The sequence below is a fragment of the Streptomyces amritsarensis genome, assembly GCF_001953875.1.
GTDB lineage: Bacteria > Actinomycetota > Actinomycetes > Streptomycetales > Streptomycetaceae > Streptomyces > Streptomyces amritsarensis.
In genome coordinates this window covers 26,079-45,304 of record NZ_MQUR01000044.1, presented here as the reverse complement: position 1 = coordinate 45,304, position 19,226 = coordinate 26,079, and the positions used below count along the sequence as shown (strand labels likewise).

Genomic DNA, 19,226 nt, shown 5'->3' with positions numbered 1-19,226 from the left:
CCGTTGTTTCATTGGCCACCCATGGACCACTTGGGCTCCCAGGGCTCCAGCAGGCCGCTTCCGTCCCGGAACATCCCCTGACCGGAACGGAGCGCCCTGTGCGCGCCCGTGGTTCTCATGAGCGTCGGAACGGCCCTTTCGTGCCTTTCGCCATGCTGTCGACCAGCCGCGTGCAAGGATGTCGCCCGTGACCGGATCGTCCTCCTCGCCTGTCGCCGAGGGCACGCCCCGCAACCGCGGGATGGGGCCCCGCACCGCTGCCGTGCTCGTGTTCGGGTCGTCGGCCGCGGTCCTGGTGGTGGAGATCGTCGCTCTGCGGCTGCTGGCTCCCTACCTCGGCCTCACCCTCGAGACCAGCACCATGGTGATCGGCATCGCCCTGACCGCGATCGCCGCCGGCTCCTGGCTGGGCGGGCGCATCGCCGACCAGGTCGATCCACGCCGGCTCATCGGCCCCTCGCTCGGGGTGTCGGGAGCGGCTGTGGCCCTCACTCCTGCCGTGCTGCGCACCACCGCGGAGTGGGCACCGGCGGTGCTGTTGCTGATCGCGTCCCTGACCATCCTCGTACCGGGCGCGCTGCTCTCGGCGGTGACGCCGATCGTGACGAAGCTGCGTCTCACCGACCTCGCCGAGACCGGGACGGTTGTCGGCCGGCTGTCCGGCGTCGGTACCGTCGGCGCCATCGTGGGCACGGTCCTCACCGGTTTCGTCCTCATCGCGCGGTTGCCGGTCAGCGGCATCCTGATCGGCTTGGGGACGCTGCTGGTGGTCGGCTCGGCGCTGGTCGAGTGGCGCACGCGCGGGTGGAGCGGCACCCCGGCCCTCATGGCCGCGGTCGTGGCCGGCGGCCTCGCCACCGGCGTCGCGCCGGGCGGCTGCGACACGGAGACCAGGTATCACTGCGCGCGGGTCGTCACGGACCCCGATCGGGACGGTGGTCGCACGCTCGTTCTGGACGGCGTGCGGCACTCCTACGTCGACATCGACGACCCGACGCACCTCCAGTTCGAGTACGTGCGGGCCATCGCGTCGGTGGTCGATGCCGCCTTTCCCGAGGGTGCGCCCTTGGCCGCCCACCACGTGGGCGGTGGCGGTCTCACCTTCCCCCGCTACCTCGCGGCCACCCGGCCCGGGACGCAGAGCCTGGTGTCCGAGATCGACGGCGGGGTCGTGCGCATCGACCGCGACCAGCTGGGTGCGGGATCGGCGAGCGGAATCTCGGTACGCGTCGAGGACGGCAGGCTCGGCCTGCGCCGTCTGGGGACCGGCAGTCGTGACCTCGTCGTCGGCGACGCCTTCGGGGGTGTGAGCGTGCCGTGGCACCTCACCACGGTGGAGGCGATGTCCGACGTACGGCGGGTGCTCAACGCGGACGGCCTGTATGTCGCCAACCTCATCGATCACGGCGGTCTGGCCTTCGCACGCGCCGAAGTGGCCACCCTCCGCGCGGCCTTCGGGCACGTCGCCGTCGTCGGCAAGCCGTCTGACATCGGCCTCGACCCGGCCGCCCTTCCCGAGGGGGGCAACCTGGTAGTCCTCGCCTCCGACCGGCCGGTCGACCTCCGCGCGACCCAGGCGGCGCTGGACGCACGCCAGAACGGCTGGAAGATCACCGGCGGTGACGACCTCACCTCGTGGATCGGCGGTGCTCGACTCCTCACCGACGACCACGCGCCCGTGGACCAGCTCCTCCAGCCCTACGGCTCTTCCCCCAAGTGACGGGGACCGGCCCGTGGACCCAGCCCCTCGGCCGCCCCCGTACGGGCAGGCCGTGAGGTCCCCGCGACTTCGCCGCGCGCCGACTCGGAGCGTCCCAGGCCGATGACCTCTACGACCTGGTCCGCGTACGGCAGGGCCGGTCCCTGATCGCCACCCGCAACCGGGCGGCCAGCGACTGGTATCCACTCCTCCCCGTCCCGGCCGATCAACACCAGCCACCAGGTCATCAGGAACAGCCCCAGCTACCGCGCGAACAAGAAGGCCAAGTGGCAACTCGCCCTGGACATGCTCGACGAACTCGACGCCACCGGTCTGCGGCCCGCCGTCCTGGTCGCGGACACCGGATACGGTGCCAACGCCGACTTCCGCCGCGGCCTGGAGAACCGCGGCCGGGCCTACGTGCTACAGGTCAAAGCCGAGATCACCGCCCACGGCGAGGACGCCGAACCCCACCAGCCGGCCTACGGCGGCCTGGGCCCCCGGCCGCTGCCCCGCTACCGCACCCGCCCGGTCTCCCTACGCGAGCACGTGCTGGCCGCAGGCCGCGGCCGGACCCTGTCCTGGCGCAAGGGCTCGAAAGCGGCGATGAGCTCGCACTTCGTGTTCCTGCGGGTCCGGCTCGCCGGCCGCCGCCCCCAACCGACAGAGGACGGCACGAGCCCGCTGACCTGGCTGATCGCGCAGTGGCCTACAGGCGATGTGACGCCCATGCACGGCCCCTGGGCCTCCGCGTCACCGCAGGCCAGGCGGGTGACGCCCCGGCCTTCGAGACCGTCATGGCCGCCATCGCGTTCCGCGAAGCGGCCCCGGAAGACCAAGGACCCGCCCCGATGCCGTCCTCGCGGACCTCGCGTACTCATCCCGCGCGATCCGAAGTCACGTCCGCCAACGCGGAATCCCCGCTGTCATCCCCCACCCTCCGACCAGATCGGTCACCGGCTGCGGCGAGGCAGCGCCGGAGGCCGACCGCCCGCCTTCGACACCGAGGCGTACAAGCAGCGCAACTCAGTCGGACGCTGCATCAACCGGCTCAAGCAGTGGCGCGGCCTGGCCATGCGGACCGACAAGCTCGCCATCGCCTACCAAGCCGCGCTCCACGTCGCCGCGATCCTCATCTGGGCACGGCGATACCCCGCTCAGCGATCGACCACCCAGCGTGCGTCCGCAGGCCAAGAGCCCGTGCCAACGATGTGCTCCACGAGCCTGAATGCCTCACGGATGGGGACGGTGTCCTCATCCTGATACTCGTCGCCCTGCCCGTTGGAGAGGACGAACCCGTCGCTCGACCCCGCAGTTCCGGGGGCCACGGCGTGCTCGCCGGGATCACCCTCGCCTTTGAGCAGCACCACCATCGCTCGCTCGGCATTCGTCACGAAGGCCAGCAACCGTCCAGACGAACTGGTCAGCCACGTCTCAAGCTGCCCGCTGTCGATCCTCGACCGAAGAGCCTCCACCACCCCCGCCGACGACACAGGGACAGGGCTGTCGTCATTGATCACCCAAGACTCGGTCATGAGCACGACGATCTCACGGACGGATCCAAGAGACAGGCTCAAGGGCGCGTCCCGGACGGGCCAGGCCGGCGAGATGTCGGTCCAGGATGGGATCGTTTCCCGCGTGGCCGACACGGACGAAGCAGAGGACGACGTTGAGCATGCCGTCATCGCTCACTACCGACTGGCCGATGACGGCCTCGGCGAGCCAGGCCGACGGGAGGTCGTCCGCCAGGCCCAGTCCCTGCTGGCCGAGGCGATCGAGCAGGCCGGCGTCGGCGAGTTCGACGGAAACGAGTACGGAGGCGGCGAGGTGGTCCTCTACGCCTACGGACCGGACGCCGACGCACTCTTCGCTGTTATGGCACCCATCCTGAACGACCTGCCGTTCCGGCCGGCGCATGTCGTCTTGCGCTACGGATCCGTCGATGACCGATCGGCTGCCGAGCATCGCGTCGACCTGCCGCTGCCGTTCGGCCGACCACTACAGTGCGACCCCGCGGGGCCGGGTCGCAGCACCCATGACGCGTCCTGAACGACGTCGACGCCGTTCGTGGGCCACGGTGACGCTCGGGCCGGCTCGGGGCCCGGCTCGGGACCGCCTTCATCCCGTCACCCTGTGAGCCGGTTCGGCGAACCGCGCACCGCCGCCACCAGGAATGGGACATATCGCGGCGGGCGGAACACCCCGCCGGCTGGGCCGCGCGGAGCCGGGAACCCACCTCGCCAGCTGCGCGAACACCCCTCAGCGATCCGCTATTCGCACGATGTGTCCGTAAATCGACGCCCAATTGGCGGCCCTCCTGGGAACCTGCCAGGCTCGTCTTCAGTTCCACGTCAGATCACAGGTACTGAACCGCAGTCAACTTTGGATCGAAGGCGAAACTTGTCATGCGTCACCACATCGTCGCCACATCCGCCCTCAGTCTTCTCTGCCTTGCAGGCACCACGGGTCTCGCGCAGGCGCAACCCGCCGGGGTGCACGGCCCCTCCGCGATGGTCTTCACCGTCATCCAGGGTTCCGGCGAGCCCGCGGATGCGGAAACCGTCGTGCGCGCGTCCACCCTCACCTGCGGCTACACCGCCGAGGGCACCCATCCCGCCCCGAGGGCCGCGTGCGACGCCCTCAACGCCACCGACGGCGAACTCAACCGCCTGCTGGCGGCACCGAACACCTCGCAGGCCTGCCCCATGCACTTCGACCCCGTCACGGTCACCGCGGACGGCGTCCTGCACGGCAAGCGCGTGGCCTGGAAGCACACCTTCTCCAACACGTGCGTGATGGCCGCGACCCTGAACGGGAATCCGGTGTACGCGTTCTGACACCGCACAGCCGACCGCCCGAGCCGGCGGATCGCCGGGCACGGACACCCGGTCCCACGGGGTCGGCCATGGCATGGAACAGCGCCATGGCCGACCCCGGCCGGCCGGGGCCTCCTGCCGACGGGACCGCGCTCGATGGTGGGGGCTGCGGCCGCACAGACCTCAGGGCGCGGCCGACCCGCCGCCGGGTTGGCCGGGGAGACGTCCCACCCCATCTCGGCGATCAGCATGCGCGCCTCGGCCAAGCCCGCCGGCTCCGGGTCCGGGCCCGGGTCCGGGTCCGGGTCCGATGCCGACGCCACATCGGCCCCGGGCTCCCCTTCGGGCCTCTGCGCGCCCGCGCCGCCCGCGTCGCCCTCCCGGGTGGTCGGACGTACGCCGAGCACGATCCCGAAAACCTGGTGCAGATCGTCCTGTTCGGTGGTGATCGCGTGCAAGATCTCCTTCGTTGCATTGGCCGACAGGCCGCGGATCCCGATCAAAGTGCGGATGAGCCGGAGCCGGTGCACATGCTCTTCGCCGCGACGCTCGCCCACCCGCCCCGAAGGGCAATGCGCCATGCCCGCCCATGCCCTGAGGTGTACGGCGTGGCGGACGGCGTGCGGCGACCGCCGGTTGCTCACCACGGCCTGAACGCGACCCGACCGAAGGGATCCCTTCTCGTGCTCGGCACACTCATGCTCATCGCCGTTCCCAGCGTGCTGTTCCGGCTGCTCGGCGCCTTCGGCGTCGGACGGTGCGCGACCTCGCGGTCATGCTGGAATTCACGGCGGGCGCCCATTTCGTCCCGTCCGACCTCGGCCCCATGCCCGGCCACGACGACCTGGCCGCGATGGTCCCGCCGTTCGTGCCGTTCCCCCGTCTCGCGGTCTACGCGACGGGCGTCCTGGAACTCCTCGGCGCCGCCGGACTGATCCGGGAGGCCACCCGGCCGTCGAGCACATCCCGTTGGGCGGCGAACCGGCGACACCGCTGTGGTTCCGGATTCCCGAGCAGGTGGTCTTCATCGGCGTCGCGCTGTGGGCCTGCTTCCCGGCTGCCCGGGTGGCACCGGCTCCGTCCCCGAGCGTGTAGATACGGGATACGCCGAGCCCCCGAGCGGGGGTGCCGGCCCGCCCTCCCCCGGTCCGTCTCGTCCGGAGGCAGCCTCACCCCTGGCTATCGGTCCGATCGGGGTGCGTTCACCGGGCCCAGGGACCCGAGCGTGAAGTGCCGTACTTGAAGCGGCGCCACGAGGTACTCGTCCTCGCCCGGCAGGACCACGGGCCGGCTGCGCCAGTGCTCGCCGGCGTAGTCGGCCAGGTCCTCCTCGCTGCGCCAGCGGCTGACGTAGAGCAGCGAGTCCGGCGGCGCGAGCAGCACTTCGTGGTCCACGAGCCCCGGATAGCGCGCTGGGAACTCCCGCACCGCTGAGACGATCATGTCGCGGAACGCGTCGAACCGTTCAGGACGTACGTGTGCCTCACTCACCCTGATGATCACGGTCACCAGGGTGTCACGCACGCACACGCGGCGCCATGCTCCTGCGCCCCTCTTGTGAGCCGCGGCGACGGGCATCCGGCGGCAGCGGGTCCGGGCGGCAACGGGATCACGCCCCGCGTACGTCAGTTTCGTCCGGCGGCGGCCGCCGTGCGGGCCCGTACCTCCTCCGGGGTGAGGTACTGGTCCGTGTACTCGAAATCCCTCAGCGTCCCCGGCTTGTACGTCTGGAAGCCGGTACGGACGAAGTCGTCGCCGGCCACGGCGTTCAGGAGCCAGTTCGTCAGCACCCGGGTCTTGGCGGCGCCCGTGCGCAACGCCGCCCAGTGGTAGCCGCGGGCCACGGCCTGCGCCGGCATGCCGCGCAGGCCGATGCCGAGCGGCCGGGAGACACCGTCGCGGCCGCCGAGGTCCACCACCAGTCCGAGGTCCTTGTGGGCGTACGAACGCAGCGGCGTGCCCCGCAGCGCGGCCACGACGTTGTCGGCGGCGACTTTGCCCTGGCGCTCGGCGTGCTGCGCGGTGGGCGGGCACACCGCGCCGTCCGCGTCGCCGGCGAGGTCGGGCACGGCGGCCGCGTCACCGAGCGCGAACACGCCGTCCGCCGACGGCACCCGCAGGTCCGCGGCGACGACGAGCCTGCCGCTCTTGGCGGTTTCCGCGCCCAGCGTGGCGACGAGCGGGCTCGCGGCGACGCCGGCCGTCCAGACAAGGGTGCGGCAGGGCAGTACCCGCCCGTCGGTGAGGGTGACGTCCTCCGGGCCCGCCTTGGCGACGGAGACGCCGAGGGAGACCTCGATGCCGCGGCGGCGCAGCACGTCGAGGGCGGCCCGGCCCAGCCGGTCGCCGAGCTCGGGCATCAGTTTCGGGGCCACGTCGACGAGGTGCCAGCTGATCTCGCGCCGGTCCAGGCGCGGGTAGCGGCCGACGGCGTTGGCGGTGAGCCGCTCCAGGGACGCGGCGGTCTCGGTGCCCGCGTAGCCGCCGCCCACCACGACGAAGCCCAGCCGCGAGGCCCGCTCCGGCGAACCCGGTGCGGCGGCATCGGCCAGGTCGAGCTGGGCGATCACGTGGTCGCGCAGGTAGGCCGCTTCGGCCAGCGTCTTCATGCCGCGCCCGTGCTCGGCCAGGCCGGGGATGTCGAAGGTGCGGGTCACGCTTCCTGGTGCGAGCACCAGATGGTCGTACGGCTGGTCCACGAGTTCCCCGGTGATCTTCCGGATGACGCAGACCTTGGCCCGGGTGTCGACGCCCACGGCCCCGCCGGGCACGATCCTGGTCCGGTGGCGGCGGCTGCGGCGCAGCGACACGGCCACGGACTGGGGGGTCAGCACCCCGGAGGCCACCTGTGGCAGCAGGGGCAGGTAGAGCTGGTAGGAGAACGGAGTGACCAGCATGATCTCCGCCTCCCCCGGTGACAGCGTCCGCTCCAGGCGGCGTACGCAGGCGACGCCGGCGAAGCCTGCGCCGACGACCACGATCCTCGGTCGCGCCATGGTGTCCGTCCCTCCTCGGGTGTACAGGTCCCCGGTGCGCCTTCCCCGCCAGACCGTCGCATGCACACAAGGAGGGACCGGTTCCTGCGGGCGAGCCCGGGCCGCGGCACCGGCGGCGGTGTCGCGCCGGCGCTCCCGTATCTCCGGTGGGCTCGCCGCCGCGGGCGCTTCGAGCCTCGCCGGCGGGCCGAGTTGGACCTCGTCCTCGTCGAGGACCCGATCCGGACTCATCCGGGCTCTGACCGGTGGCAACGGTCCGCTCGCCCCCTGCTGATCGCAACAGCAGGCCCCGGAATCCACCCCGATGGAGTATCGGCGGAACGTCGGCGAGCAGGGTCGCATCGAGTGGGTGGCGGTCGTCTGTTCCACCACCTCGCGGAAGATCTCAGGCCGGGCAGGCCGGGCAGCGGGTCATCCGGGCAGGGCAGCGGGTCCTGGCCGGGCAGCGGGTCGTGGCCCTGCGCGGGGAGTTCCGTCCGCCCTGGGGCGGCGTTAGGGATCCGTATGGATTTCGCGGCCGGGGAGGCCGTGGGAGGCGCTGTGGTCCCCTCCGGGCAGGTGCGGGCACGGGGGCAACGGCATGGCGTTGAACAGCGCTTTTCCCTTTGCCGCGCGGCCTGTTCAGGCCGGGGTGGGCGGCCGGGGGCGGTGGGTGGGCCGCCGGGCACGGGCGCAGAGGGGTGAGGGCGGCTGCTGCGTCCGGTGCGGGTCCGCGTCGGCGTCTGGCCCATACTCGATGATCGCCGTGAGGCCGCCGCGCTGGTGGCCGTGATGTGTGAGCAGGCCGGAGAGGTTGATGGGGGACATGAGGGACGCGGATCACACGGGTATGCCCGAGGTGGTGGACAGCCCTGCCCTTCGGCCCCAGCCGTCGGGCGGGTTCGGGCAGTGGATGCTGCGGCACCAGGTGCAGCCCGTGGGGCCGGCGGCCGACGAGGGGCATGCCCAGCCGCACCCGTGGTGGAAGGTGATGTGCCTGACCGGTGTCGACTACTTCTCCAGCCTGGCCTACGTACCCGCGATCGCCGCTCTCGCCGCGGGGGCGGTCTCACCGCTGGCGACGCTGCTGATCGTGGCGTTGACGCTGTTGGGAATGCTGCCGATGTACCGGCGGGTCGCGAAGGAGAGCCCGCACGGCGCCGGGTCGGTGGCGATGCTGGAGGACCTGCTGCCCTTCTGGTGGGGCAAGCTGTTCGTGCTGGTCCTGCTCGGCTTCGTGGCCACCTCGTGGATCATCACCATCACGCTGTCCACCGCGGACGCGTCCGTGCACGTCGTGGAGAATCCTTTCTTCCCCGCGGCCCTGCACGGCCATGAGGTTGCCCTGACGGTAGTGCTGCTGCTCGTACTCGGCGGAGTGTTCCTGCTGGGGTTCAGCGAGGCGGTCAGCGTGGCCATCCCTCTGGTGGCGGTCTTCCTCGCGCTGAACGCGATCGTCATCGGTGTCGGGCTGGTCCACGTGTTCACCACTCCCGGGGCCTGGTCGGCGTGGACCGATGCCCTCGTGGCAGGCGGAGGCGGCTTCGGCGACCTCATGGGCCCGGCGCTGCTCGCCTTCCCGCTGCTGGTGCTCGGCCTGTCGGGCTTCGAGACCGGCGTGAGCATGATGCCGCTCGTCGCCGCGGAGGGCGCCGATGCCGAGCAGCGGCTGCGGTCGCGGATCCGCAACACCCGGAGGCTGCTGACCACCGCCGCACTCGTCATGAGCGTCTACCTGCTGTCCGCGAGTTTCGTCACCACCCTGCTCATCCCGCACGAGTTGTTCGAACCGGGTGGCGCCGCGAACGGCCGTGCCCTGGCGTGGCTGGCCCACGAGCAGGTCGGCGAGGCGTTCGGCACCGTCTACGACATCAGCACCATCCTGATCCTGTGGTTCGCCGGAGCCTCCGCCATGGCGGGCCTGGTCAACATCGTGCCCCGCTATCTGCCGGACTACGGCATGGCCCCCGAGTGGGGACGCGCCGTCCGACCGGTCGTGATCGTCTACACACTCCTGTGCATCCTCATCACGATCGCCTTCGACGCCGACGTCGACGAGCAGGCCGGCGCCTACGCCACCGGCATCCTCGCCATGATGGTCTCCGGCGCCTTCGCCGTCACCGTCTCCGTCGCGCGCCGCCGCCGCCGGGCCACGGCCATCGGCTTCGCCCTGCTCACCGCGGTCCTGCTCTACGCCCTGATCGCCAACATCATCGACAAGCCCGACGGCATCGTCATCTCCGCGTTCTTCATCGCGGGCATCATCGTCGTGTCGCTGATCTCCCGCGTCTCCCGCACCACCGAACTGCGCGCCGACCGCATCGTCTTCGACGCCGGCGCCCGCCGGTTCATCGACGACACCCTCGCCCACGACAACGCGATCAACATCATCGCCAACCGCCGACAGGCCGGCGACGTCGCCGAGTACCGCGACAAGGAACGCGAGCAACGCGGCGTCAACCCGGTCCCCGGCCGCGCCGACGTCATCTTCCTCGAGATCGACGTGGTCGACCCCTCGGACTTCAGTGACACCCTCACCGTCCACGGAGTCGAGGTCGACGGCCACCGGATCCTCCGCGCAGCCGCGCCCGCCGCACCGAACGCCATCGCCGCCGTCCTGCTGGCCCTGCGGGATGCCACCGGCGTCCAGCCGCACTGCCACTTCGCCTGGGCCGAGGGCAGCCCGCTCGTGCACATGGTCCGCTACTTCCTCCTGGGACGCGGCGACACCGCTCCGGTTACCCGCGAGATCATCCGCAGCCACGAACCCGACCCCGCACGCCGCCCCGGCATCCACGTCGGAGGCTGACCTCCTTCAGCCGTGCGCCGCCGCCGGTGCACGCCGCCGAACGCCCCTTCTTCACCCTGCGGCTCGGTAGGGGACGGCGCCCTGCGTGCACCCGTCGGCGGGCTAGGCTGTGCGCCAGTTGGCCCCGGGCGCGGGGGCCAGGGGCGGGGAACAGGATGTCCGTAGAACGTCACATAGCAGGGATGCTCCAGCAGATCGCCCGTCAGCAGGACATCGTCGAGATCGCTCCCCAGGGCTCAGCGCCGAAGGCGGCCGCCCTGGCACACGTGGCGGAGCAGTACGGCTACACGTACGGCGTGGCCTACCGGACCGGGTTCAGGAACTCGCTCGTCCAGGTCCGGATGTACCGGGACCCGCGGCCCGAGGCGCGCGTCCGCGAGGCGGCCACCATCACCGCCCATCCGCAGGCGGGCAACGGCGGGACGGTACCGGGGCTGGAGCAGGGTTCACTGAAGCCGGTCCCCGAAGCGGTCGGTGCCGTGGAGGTGTTGAAGGACCTCATCTCCTTCGACGTCATGGCCCTGTACATCGCGAACCGGGGCCAGAAGGTTAAGGGCTACCTCGCCTGCGCGGTCCTGACCGTCATCCTGTTCATCGACAGGTCGCCGGTCGAGGCGGTCGCCTCCGGCGGGGCGGTCGCGGTGCTCTTCACCGTGGCGTTCAAGGTGGGCGAGATCCGCCGCAGGATGATCGCACGGCGGCTGACGGCCGCCGGGTTCCTCGCGGTGCGCGACGGACAGGGAGGCCGGCGCTTCCTGCGCCCCGGGCAGCAGTTGCCCGGTCACGTCAACCCGTTCGCCGCCTGAGGCACTGGCGGCCGGGGGCGGGCCGGGGATACCGAGGTCGACGGAGGGTCCGAAGCTGCGACAGCAGCACGCCGGCGGCATGGCGAAGCCCCGGTCCCTGGCGTCCTCGGCCTGCTGGAGCACGCCCCGCGCGGCCGGTACGGCATCGACGCCCCTCAGACAGGCGCGCAGGACGGGCGAAGGTGGGGCCGGTGAGTACCGGAGGCGCGAGGTCCGCGCACTCGCCCGTGATCAGGGCGAGGTCGGCATCGTACGCCGGTCTCCCGGGCGCGGGTACCGACGCGGTCCAGGGCCGCGCCGCGTCGATCCCGGTGACCTTGGCGGGTGTTCCCCGTCCTTGCCGGTGCGGTCCAGGACCACGGCGTTCAGCGCGCTGGCGAGTTCGCCGGCGGAGCCGACCCATGCGCCGAGGGACTCATTCACCGAACGCGACGGGGTCGAGGTCCGGTGGAGCCCCAGCTCCTTCCCACCCCGTGCGTGCCGTCGCTGTCGCAGGCACGGGCTGCCGAGCGTCAGGTGCGGGCGGGGGGTGGGCGAGAAGCACCGGAAGGGGCCCGCCGGTTCCAGTCCCCACGGCGTCGAGGGGCATATAGCCGCCCCGGGAAGGTGAGTACACGTACTCATGCGGTGATGGGGCTGAGGGCACAGGCTGTGCTCATGAATCAGCGTGAATGGAAACCGGCCGGCCACCGTCGCGGCGTAGAACGTGCGGCCATCGCCATCCTGGCAGTGGCCGCAGCGGTCGCTGCCGCGGGTGCCATCGCCTGCACCTCGGTGATCGTGGTCTACGCCCTCGCCTGATACAGCGCAGGCCCGCCCTCGCTGCCCCGTCGAGAACGAGGCGGCGCCGGGTACGGGGTCAGCGTTCACGCATCCTGGTCCACCACCCGCCGTTGATCGTCCCGGGCGGGCAGCCCGCTCATCGCCCTTTCGGATCAACATGACGCCATCCACGCACGGATGGACGCTTGTATCCGCACCCAGCGGCCGCCACTACCGGATGTGTTCAACGCCCGTACGGCAGCGGCCGAAAGGGCCTCGCACCGACCGGCCCGCCCGGGTCAGGAGGCAGCGGACGCGTAGTGGTCGGCGTACGTCCGCAGGTGGTGAGCGAGCGGGCCCGCGGCGCCTGCGGAGTGTGCCTGCATCCACAGCTCGTTCTCCACGACGAAGCGGTACGCGAACTCCTCGAAGGTGTCGGCGCACCGCATCAGCGAGGAGGCCACCGCGGCCCGGACCTCCTCGGTCGGCTCACCGTCCGCCCACCAGCCGGCGGACTCCAGCTCCAGATGCGAGAAGACCACGAACGCCTCGCCGGAGGGGCGCAGGTACAGGTACCAGATGACGCAGTCCTGCTGGTCGCGCAGGAACCGTACGAGGCGGGCGCCCTCCTCGACCGGGCTGCGCAGCGGACCGGAAAGGTGGCTCCAGCAGGCCGTCACCGAGACCTCGTCGAAGACGCGGCAGAGGGATTCGCTGCCGTAGAAGGCGGCGAAGCCCTCCGGGAGCGTCAGTCCGGCCTCGGCCAGTTCCCGCTCCGTGGCGGCAAGATGCTCCGTGTGCCCGGATCGCGGCCCGCCCGCCCCGCCCAGCCAGTCGAACCCGCCGTCGAGGTGGGCGGCCTCCAGCGGCGGCAGGCTCTCCAGGGGGTACACCTCGTAGGTGGACGCGCACGGCCGGAAGTTCCCCAGATCCGTGGCACACCAGCCGGTGGGGAAGGGTAGGGCCGCGGTGTCGGCTGCGGACCCGGGAACGGAAACGGAAACGGGCATGGAATCGGACATGGAGGACCCTTCACGAGGCGGCCGGTTCAGCGGTATGACCGCATCCTCGCGCCCGCCACTGACAACGGCCGTCTCGTCAGGCGCCTTCGGCAGACGCAGCGACCGCGGTCGCACGCGCACCGCGCAGAACGGTTCGGCATCGGTTACCGGCCGTCGGGTGTCTGCACTTCCTCCCCCGCGTACATCCCGGCGAGTTCGGCGGCGATCCGGGCCAGCCACTGTCGTACTTCCGGCGGCTCCAGTACCTCGACTCCCGCTCCCAAACCGGCCAGATGCCCTGCGAGGGCCTTCGCGGCCGGGCCGTCGACCCACACCTCGGTCCAGCCGTCGGGCAGCGGACCGCCGACGCGCACGCGGCCGCCGAGGAACCGTTGCAGCAGGGCCAGCGTGTCGGGGTGGACGCGGGCCCGCGCGGTCACCGCGTGCATGCCGTCCTGGAAGGCCCCGGACAGCGTCCGCCACGCCGTGGCGAGGTCGAAGTCGGGCGGCCGGACCACCGGTTCGCCGGTGGGCTCGACGGAGGTGACCCGGCTGAGCCGGAAGGTGCGCAGGCCCTTGTCCGTACCGGCGACCAGGTAGTCCACCCCGGCCTTGGCCACGAGGCCCAGGGGGTCGACGGTGCGTTCGCCGGCCGGTTTGCCGACACCCGCGTACCCGAGACGGACACGGATCCCGTCCACGACGGCGCTCTGGAGCGCGGAGCGGTGTGCGGCATCGGCGGTGACGGCGTTGCGGGACCAGTCCGTGCTGTCGACGACCCCCGCGCGGGTCGCGGCTCGGGCGTGCGCCCGCATGGGCGGCGGGAGGGCCCGGACCAGCTTGCGCAGTGTGGTGCGCAGTTCGGGGGTCGCCGTCAGGGGGCCGGTGGCGAGGAAGAGTGCCCGGGTCTCGTCGGCGGTCAGTCCGGTGAGGTTGGTGCGTGCCCCGCCGACGAGGGACCAGCCGCCGCCGCGGCCGCGTTGCGAGTAGACGGGGATGCCGGCCGCCGCCAGGGCTTCCAGGTCTCGGCGCGCGGTGCGTTCGGAGATCTCCAGTTCGGCGGCCACTTCGGGGACGGTGACGCGGCCGCGTTCTTGGAGGAAGAGCAGGGTCGCCACCAGCCGGTCCGCTTTCATGTGCCCCTTTTGCTCCTTCGTGGGTGCCGTGTCGTCGCCTCTCACATTCTCTTCGGAGAACTGGCCAGAAGGTGGCCACTTCTGCTTGCAGGGTGAACTCATGAACAAGATCGAGCAGCTCATCACGACCCCGTCCGACTCTTCCGGCTCCTCCGACTCCTCCGAGTCGTCCGGTACCGCCGCTACCGTCACCGGCCCCTCCTCCTTCGATCCGCGGACCGACCTCGCCGCGGCCGTCGAGCTGGCGGGCCGTACGCTGGCCGCCGTCCGGCCCGAGCAGTACGACTCCCCGACGCCCTGCGAGGAGTTCGATGTGCGGCGGCTGTCGAGCCATCTCGTCGCCGTCGTCCGCCGGATCTCGGTGATCGGGCGCGGCGAGGACCCGTTCAGCGTCCCGTCCTTCGCCGACGAGATCGCCGACGGCGCGTGGGCGGCGGCCTGGGGGCCGGGCGCCCGCGAGGTCGCGGAGGTGTGGGCGGATCCGGGCATCCTCGGTCGGCAGCTGCGCCTGCCGATCGGCGTCCTGCCGGGCGCGGCCGCCGCGGCCATCTACACCCACGAGCTCACGGTGCACACCTGGGACCTCGCCAGGGCGACCGGGCAGGACCCGGACTGGGACCCGGCTCTGATCGAGCGGGTGATCGGCGTCGTACGTCGTGCGCTGCCGGCCGAACCGCGCGGCGGGCGGATCCCCTTCGGAGAAGCGGTGGCCGTGGACGCCGGGGCCCCGGCCATCGACCGGCTCGTGGCCTGGGCCGGACGCCGGCCCTGAGGGCCCTGCGGCGGGGCCGTCCTCCCGGATCGGCCGAAGGGGGCTGTCGGGGGGCGGTCCGCGCCGCCTGACACGGTGCGGACCGTGAGCCACCGGTTCAGCAGGGCCCCCGTCGACCGTCAGGGCCGCGGAGCACGGGCCGCCGTCCGCTCCGGGACGGCAGCATGCGGCTGCCGCCCCGGAACTCCGCGGCAACCGGGCTGCCCCCGGCGCGTTCGAGCCGGTCAGACCGCGGTCGATGCGAATGCGCCGGGGTCGCTCCACGGGGGCCGGGGCCGGCCGTGGAGCGCGATACGGCCGACGGGGCCGGGAGTGCGTCGCGTGTCCCGGGCCGGCGTGGGGGGCCGTCGGGGCCGGCATGCCGACCGCGTCGGACCGGCCTTTAGGGTTTTCCCATGAGCTTGACAGCAGGTCACGAAGAAGGAGCCCCGCCCGGTCCGACGGCATCGGCGCAGGGCTGGCAGGCGCCGAGCGCGGTCGAGCGGGGGCTGTACGAGGCGAAGGCGCGCGGCGACTGGCCCGCGTACTACGACCTCGTCGCCCGGGCCGACCTGTACATGATGCAGTCGCGGGCGTACGTCGACGCGAACGCGGGCAACACCCGCTTCCACCCCTACTGGAACCCGCAGACCCGGACCGCGTGCCTGGCCGTGTACACCGGCGGCATGCTGCCGCCGCCCGTCGCCGACCCGGTCTACAACTGCTACGACCTGGGCTGGTTCGCGAAAGTCTGGAACGAGAACGACCCGCCCTACCTCGTCGTCAACCCCGGCAGCCCCTGCGAGGGCGTTCTGCCGGCCGGACCGGAGGGCCGCGCCCTGTGGCAGCGGCACGCCGCCCCGGTCGAACGGCCGGGACTGGCCCGGGACGTCGTCCACACCCTGGAGGTGGGCGGCCCCCGTACCGGCCCCGTCGCCTTCGGTCTCGCGGCCGGCGCGCACATCAACGTGCGCAACGGACGCTACTGGAACTCGATGGCCTACCACGGCTGCGGCTACCGCGACGAGAAGCGCACGCTGGAACGCTGGTGGGGCGTCACCACCCGCGAGGACTGGCAGGACACGCAGGAACAGCTGCTGAGCGCCGGCATGGTCAGCGGGGTCTGGGAATTCGTCCTGCAACTTCGCCGCTCCATGGCCCTGGACTTCGCGGGCCCCGTCGACGTCGACCACTGGCGCCAGGCCGCGGCGAACGTGGTGCGCCGGCGTGCCGAGGCCGCCGCAGAACCGCACCTGACCGCAGACGGTGTCACCCCGGGCAGCCCCGTCACCGCCGCGGAGCTGGAGGGCCAGGTGACCGGAGTCCAGCGACTGATCGGCCGCATCGCCCGCTACGAGGCGCGGTTCCGCGCCGACGGCCTGCTGCCCGAGGGAGGCTTCGTCCGGAGCGTCGAAGCCTGGGACTACGGCCGGGCCTCCGGCATGGCCCGCTGGGGACTCGCCGCCCGCCTGTGCTCCCTGCAGGAGGCGGAGACGGCGGTGGTCCGGGCCGGGCGGCTCGTCCAGCTCAACTACCGCTCGTGGGAGGACTTCTCGGCCTCCTACATCCTGGGCCGCTGCCTCCACTTCGACGAGGAGGAGTTCGGCGAGTGGTACGAGACGGCCCTCGCGACCCACCGCGCCCTGACCACGGACCCGGCCAGCCCGTGGCGCACGCTCGACTGGAGCTGACGATCCCGCTTCCACGGTGCCGGGGCGGTGACGCCGCCGGGCGGGTCTGACGGCTGACGCCGTACCGGCCGGGTGGAAGGCCGGCAGGTGCCGTGACCCCTGCCGGTCTCACCGCGAGCAGGCCCCCGCGCGCGCAGCGAACAGGTCCCGCAGCCGCCTGGGCGGGGGCGGCAGGGAACTGGCGGGGTTCGGTCTGCCGTCCCCCTTGGTACCCAGGGGGTTCCGCCCCTGCGGGCGAGGGGGCCGGGCGGCACCGTCTGCTGATGCTGTGTCAGTGCTGCTCGGCGGGCTGCGGGAGTCGTGGGACGGCGGAGGGGACGGACGTCATGGCGGGTAGGAGCAGAAGCAGGATCTGGGCGTTGGTCGGAGCCTCGTTCGTCGCCGTCGGCCTGCTGATCCGGTTGGCGATGGCATGGGGAGTCTCCCACTCGCCACCCGCGCCCATGGGAAGCCGGTCGTCGCCGTCGCCCGAGGCAGGTGCGGTGGCCCTCAGGCCGGGCGACTACCTCCCGCCCCGAAACCTCTGCGAACGCGTCGACTTCGCGGAGTTCGCGGAACTGTTCCACCCCCAGGGTGTACGCGACGGATACGACACCGGCCTCGAACCCGAGCTGGTCTCCGGTTCCATGTGCGAGCAGTCCATGGCCCGCGGCGGGACGGGCGTGGTGGAGGTCACCGTTCTCTGCAGCGCCTACAGGGACGTGGACAAGGCCGTCGGAGCCTTCGAGGTCGGCCTGAGGGCGCCCTACGGTCCCGTGGAGACGGTCGCCGGTCTCGGGGAACAGGCCCTCCGGTACCGCGCCTCGAACGGTGCCGGGATCGGGATGACGGTCCTTGTCCGCAATCTGTACTGCCGGGTCGATGCCACGCCGGCACCGCCGCTGACCGACGCCGAGGTCGACGGCTCCTTCACGGCGATGAGGCAGCTCCTCCAGACGCTGCTGCCCAAGCTGGCGGCCTGACCGCACCACGGCCGAGGTCCGGCGCGCCGGCGGTGGCCGGTGCGCCGGACCTCGGCGTGGGCGCGGGTGTCAGACCTGGCCGCGCCAGCTGCCGGAGGCGGTGCCGCGGTCCTCGATGAAGTGCTTGAAGCGCTTCAGGTCGCCCTTGACCTGCCGGTCGACGAAGCCGAGCTTGTCCCCGATGTTCTCCGCCATCCCCTCGGGGTCGAAGTCCATCATCAGGGTGACCTGGGTATGGGACGGATCGATCGGTTCGAAGGTGACCAGGCCCGACTGCTCGCTCTCTCCGCCGATGGTGACCCAGGCGACCTTGGTGTCCGGGATCTGCTCCGTGATCTCCGCGTCGAACTCCCGCTCCACACCGGCGATCTTCGTCACCCAGTGCGTCATCGTGTCCGTTCGCTGCTCGATTCGCTCGACACCGTCCATGAACTGCGGGAACGTCTCGAACTGCGTCCACTGGTCGTAGGCCGTGCGGACCGGGACATTGACCTCGATGGATTCCTTGACCTGCGACATGTACAACCTCCTGGTGTGTGTGGGAGCCCGCACCCCGCGCGGTCGCCGCCGCTTCAGGCCCTGGGGTGGGGCACTCCATCGGTGCCCTGCCTTCGCGCGCCTGCCCCACCCCGTACGCGGTACTCACCGAACGAGCCGTCTTGCTGAGCCACACGGCCCGCCCCGCTGGCCCCTCCCCGCCCGGCCGTGCCCGAATCCGGCACCCCGGCGTGGCCGGCCCGAGCGGCGCACGCGTCATGCGGCCGCGGCGGCGCGCCGGTGTGGGCGCGGCCGTGATGGACGCGGCCGCTGCTGCTTCACGGGGCCGCTGTCACAGCTGCGCCAGAGCCGGCAGCAGCGTGGCCTCGGACCAGGCGAGGAAGGATTTCTGCTGGTCCCCTCCGACCTGGACGAGGGCGACCTCGTCGAATCCGGCGTCGACGTAAGGGCGTACGGCGTCGACGAAGGCGTCCACGTCGTCGCCGCAGGGGATGGCGTCGGCGACGTCCTCGGGCCTGGTGTGCTGTGAGGCCTGGGCGAATCCGGCGGGGCCGGGCAGTTCCGCGTTGACCTTCCAGCCGCCGAGCGCCCAGCGGAACTGCCTGTGGGCCCGTTCCACCGCGGCATCGCGGTCGGGGTCGTAGCAGACGGGGAGCTGGCCGACGCGCGGTTTGCCCGCGCCGCCGTGCGCGTCGAACGCGGTCAGCAGCTCCCGCTTCGGCTCGGTGGCGATCAGCAGGTCGCCGTGCGTGCCCGCGATCTCGCAGGACCGGTCTCCGGAGACGGCGATACCGAGGGGAGGCGGGTCGTCGGGGAGGTCCCACAGTTTGGCGTTCTCGACGTCGAAGTGGGTGCCGTGGTGGCTGACGTACCCTCCGGCGAACAGGGATCGGATGATCTCCACGGCTTCTTCGAGCATCTCGAGGCGGACGTGGGCGGCGGGCCAGCCCGCGCCCACGATGTGCTCGTTGAGGTTCTCGCCCGAGCCCAGGCCGAGCCGGAAGCGTCCCTCGGACAGGAGCTGCATCGTGGCCGCCTTCTGGGCGACCACCGCGGGGTGGTAGCGGAACGTCGGACAGGTCACGTACGTCATGAGCGGTATGCGGGAGGTGGCCTGCGCGGCCGCACCCAGGACGCTCCACGCGTACGGGGCGTGCCCCTGGGCGTCCAGCCAGGGGAAGGAGTGGTCGGAGATGACGGAGAAGTCGAAACCGGCCCGCTCCGCGCCCACCACGTGGTCGACGAGTTCCCTGGGTCCGGCCTGCTCGGTCATCATCGTGTATCCGATGTGCACCATGTCGTGCGCCTTACCGCTGCGGA

16 protein-coding genes and 2 pseudogenes are annotated in these 19,226 nt (G+C 71.8%); 11 read left to right on the top strand and 7 right to left on the bottom strand.

The window, feature by feature from the left end; translation table 11 throughout:
* The first annotated feature begins 178 nt into the window (after positions 1 to 178).
* The 5 genes and pseudogenes from AVW11_RS19350 to AVW11_RS19325 all read left to right on the top strand — a co-directional run bounded on the left by AVW11_RS19350 (position 179) and on the right by AVW11_RS19325 (position 4,536).
* Entirely contained in the window at positions 179 to 1,720 is a 1,542-nt protein-coding gene (locus AVW11_RS19350) for a fused MFS/spermidine synthase (RefSeq protein ID WP_476755988.1), read from the top strand.
* Between the two features lie 258 nt (positions 1,721 to 1,978).
* Positions 1,979 to 2,458, top strand: a pseudogene (locus tag AVW11_RS39305) (transposase); the annotation flags it as partial.
* Positions 2,365 to 2,860, top strand: a pseudogene (locus AVW11_RS19340) (transposase); the annotation flags it as partial. The pseudogenes AVW11_RS39305 and AVW11_RS19340, both read left to right, overlap by 94 nt.
* Before the next feature lie 195 nt (positions 2,861 to 3,055).
* Positions 3,056 to 3,748, top strand: coding sequence for a hypothetical protein (locus AVW11_RS38485; RefSeq protein ID WP_240528214.1), 693 nt, complete (start codon positions 3,056 to 3,058; stop codon positions 3,746 to 3,748).
* Between the two features lie 356 nt (positions 3,749 to 4,104).
* Complete coding sequence (locus AVW11_RS19325) at positions 4,105 to 4,536, top strand: subtilase-type protease inhibitor (protein ID WP_076044925.1); 432 nt, start codon at positions 4,105 to 4,107, stop codon at positions 4,534 to 4,536.
* Between the two features lie 1,158 nt (positions 4,537 to 5,694).
* On the opposite strand, the gene AVW11_RS19320 is transcribed toward AVW11_RS19325, so the two are convergent.
* Together AVW11_RS19320 and AVW11_RS19315 are read right to left on the bottom strand one after the other, a co-directional pair.
* Positions 5,695 to 6,018 carry an antibiotic biosynthesis monooxygenase family protein gene (locus AVW11_RS19320; RefSeq protein WP_240528213.1) on the bottom strand — a complete coding sequence of 108 codons (324 nt, stop codon included), beginning with the start codon at positions 6,016 to 6,018 and terminating at the stop codon, positions 5,695 to 5,697.
* 122 nt (positions 6,019 to 6,140) lie between these two features.
* Positions 6,141 to 7,511, bottom strand: coding sequence for an NAD(P)/FAD-dependent oxidoreductase (locus AVW11_RS19315; protein ID WP_076044923.1), 1,371 nt, complete (start codon positions 7,509 to 7,511; stop codon positions 6,141 to 6,143).
* Positions 7,512 to 8,316: 805 nt separating this feature from the next.
* Here AVW11_RS19315 and AVW11_RS19310 point away from each other — a divergent pair.
* From AVW11_RS19310 to AVW11_RS37440, 3 genes are all read left to right on the top strand, one after another.
* Positions 8,317 to 10,299: an APC family permease gene (locus tag AVW11_RS19310; protein WP_060178743.1), complete on the top strand. Its 1,983-nt coding sequence runs from the start codon at positions 8,317 to 8,319 to the stop codon at positions 10,297 to 10,299.
* Between the two features lie 155 nt (positions 10,300 to 10,454).
* On the top strand, positions 10,455 to 11,105 hold the full coding sequence (locus AVW11_RS19305) for a hypothetical protein (RefSeq protein WP_063898504.1): 651 nt from the start codon (positions 10,455 to 10,457) through the stop codon (positions 11,103 to 11,105).
* Positions 11,106 to 11,762: 657 nt separating this feature from the next.
* A complete protein-coding gene (locus AVW11_RS37440) occupies positions 11,763 to 11,906 on the top strand; it encodes a hypothetical protein (RefSeq protein WP_158076146.1) in 144 nt (47 codons plus the stop codon).
* Positions 11,907 to 12,166: 260 nt separating this feature from the next.
* Here AVW11_RS37440 and AVW11_RS19300 read toward each other — a convergent pair whose 3' ends face one another.
* Positions 12,167 to 12,889 (bottom strand): hypothetical protein, encoded by a 723-nt coding sequence (locus AVW11_RS19300; RefSeq protein ID WP_143568867.1) that lies wholly within the window; start codon positions 12,887 to 12,889, stop codon positions 12,167 to 12,169.
* A 143-nt stretch (positions 12,890 to 13,032) separates the two neighbouring features.
* Entirely contained in the window at positions 13,033 to 14,004 is a 972-nt protein-coding gene (locus AVW11_RS19295; RefSeq protein ID WP_060178614.1) for a helix-turn-helix transcriptional regulator, read from the bottom strand.
* A 100-nt stretch (positions 14,005 to 14,104) separates the two neighbouring features.
* Between AVW11_RS19295 and AVW11_RS19290 the strand changes: the two genes are divergently transcribed.
* Both AVW11_RS19290 and AVW11_RS19285 read left to right on the top strand, forming a co-directional pair.
* Entirely contained in the window at positions 14,105 to 14,776 is a 672-nt protein-coding gene (locus AVW11_RS19290; RefSeq protein ID WP_060178613.1) for a TIGR03086 family metal-binding protein, read from the top strand.
* Positions 14,777 to 15,171: 395 nt separating this feature from the next.
* Entirely contained in the window at positions 15,172 to 16,446 is a 1,275-nt protein-coding gene (locus tag AVW11_RS19285) for a DUF1266 domain-containing protein (protein WP_076044921.1), read from the top strand.
* 271 nt (positions 16,447 to 16,717) lie between these two features.
* Here AVW11_RS19285 and AVW11_RS37435 read toward each other — a convergent pair whose 3' ends face one another.
* Positions 16,718 to 16,891, bottom strand: coding sequence for a hypothetical protein (locus AVW11_RS37435; RefSeq protein ID WP_158076145.1), 174 nt, complete (start codon positions 16,889 to 16,891; stop codon positions 16,718 to 16,720).
* A gap of 37 nt (positions 16,892 to 16,928) precedes the next feature.
* Here AVW11_RS37435 and AVW11_RS19280 point away from each other — a divergent pair, with 37 nt between their 5' ends.
* Entirely contained in the window at positions 16,929 to 17,408 is a 480-nt protein-coding gene (locus AVW11_RS19280; protein ID WP_076044919.1) for a hypothetical protein, read from the top strand.
* Positions 17,409 to 17,477: 69 nt separating this feature from the next.
* Here AVW11_RS19280 and AVW11_RS19275 read toward each other — a convergent pair whose 3' ends face one another.
* Positions 17,478 to 17,927: an SRPBCC family protein gene (locus AVW11_RS19275; RefSeq protein ID WP_030847953.1), complete on the bottom strand. Its 450-nt coding sequence runs from the start codon at positions 17,925 to 17,927 to the stop codon at positions 17,478 to 17,480.
* 310 nt (positions 17,928 to 18,237) lie between these two features.
* Positions 18,238 to 19,203: an LLM class F420-dependent oxidoreductase gene (locus AVW11_RS19270; RefSeq protein WP_060178610.1), complete on the bottom strand. Its 966-nt coding sequence runs from the start codon at positions 19,201 to 19,203 to the stop codon at positions 18,238 to 18,240.
* Between the last annotated feature and the right edge of the window lie 23 nt (positions 19,204 to 19,226).

What these genes read in the sequence shown, in the direction of transcription:
- AVW11_RS19315 (WP_076044923.1), bottom strand. Translation starts at nt 7,511, where the DNA reads ATGGCGCGACCGAGGATCGTGGTCGTCGGCGCAGGCTTCGCCGGCGTC.
- AVW11_RS19310 (WP_060178743.1), top strand. Translation starts at nt 8,317, where the DNA reads ATGAGGGACGCGGATCACACGGGTATGCCCGAGGTGGTGGACAGCCCT.
- AVW11_RS19350 (WP_476755988.1), top strand. Translation starts at nt 179, where the DNA reads ATGTCGCCCGTGACCGGATCGTCCTCCTCGCCTGTCGCCGAGGGCACG.
- AVW11_RS19305 (WP_063898504.1), top strand. Translation starts at nt 10,455, where the DNA reads ATGTCCGTAGAACGTCACATAGCAGGGATGCTCCAGCAGATCGCCCGT.
- AVW11_RS19295 (WP_060178614.1), bottom strand. Translation starts at nt 14,004, where the DNA reads ATGAAAGCGGACCGGCTGGTGGCGACCCTGCTCTTCCTCCAAGAACGC.
- AVW11_RS37440 (WP_158076146.1), top strand. Translation starts at nt 11,763, where the DNA reads ATGAATCAGCGTGAATGGAAACCGGCCGGCCACCGTCGCGGCGTAGAA.
- AVW11_RS19325 (WP_076044925.1), top strand. Translation starts at nt 4,105, where the DNA reads ATGCGTCACCACATCGTCGCCACATCCGCCCTCAGTCTTCTCTGCCTT.
- AVW11_RS19275 (WP_030847953.1), bottom strand. Translation starts at nt 17,927, where the DNA reads ATGTCGCAGGTCAAGGAATCCATCGAGGTCAATGTCCCGGTCCGCACG.
- AVW11_RS19285 (WP_076044921.1), top strand. Translation starts at nt 15,172, where the DNA reads ATGAGCTTGACAGCAGGTCACGAAGAAGGAGCCCCGCCCGGTCCGACG.
- AVW11_RS19270 (WP_060178610.1), bottom strand. Translation starts at nt 19,203, where the DNA reads ATGGTGCACATCGGATACACGATGATGACCGAGCAGGCCGGACCCAGG.
- AVW11_RS37435 (WP_158076145.1), bottom strand. Translation starts at nt 16,891, where the DNA reads ATGGGCGCGGGTGGCGAGTGGGAGACTCCCCATGCCATCGCCAACCGG.
- AVW11_RS19300 (WP_143568867.1), bottom strand. Translation starts at nt 12,889, where the DNA reads ATGTCCGATTCCATGCCCGTTTCCGTTTCCGTTCCCGGGTCCGCAGCC.
- AVW11_RS19290 (WP_060178613.1), top strand. Translation starts at nt 14,105, where the DNA reads ATGAACAAGATCGAGCAGCTCATCACGACCCCGTCCGACTCTTCCGGC.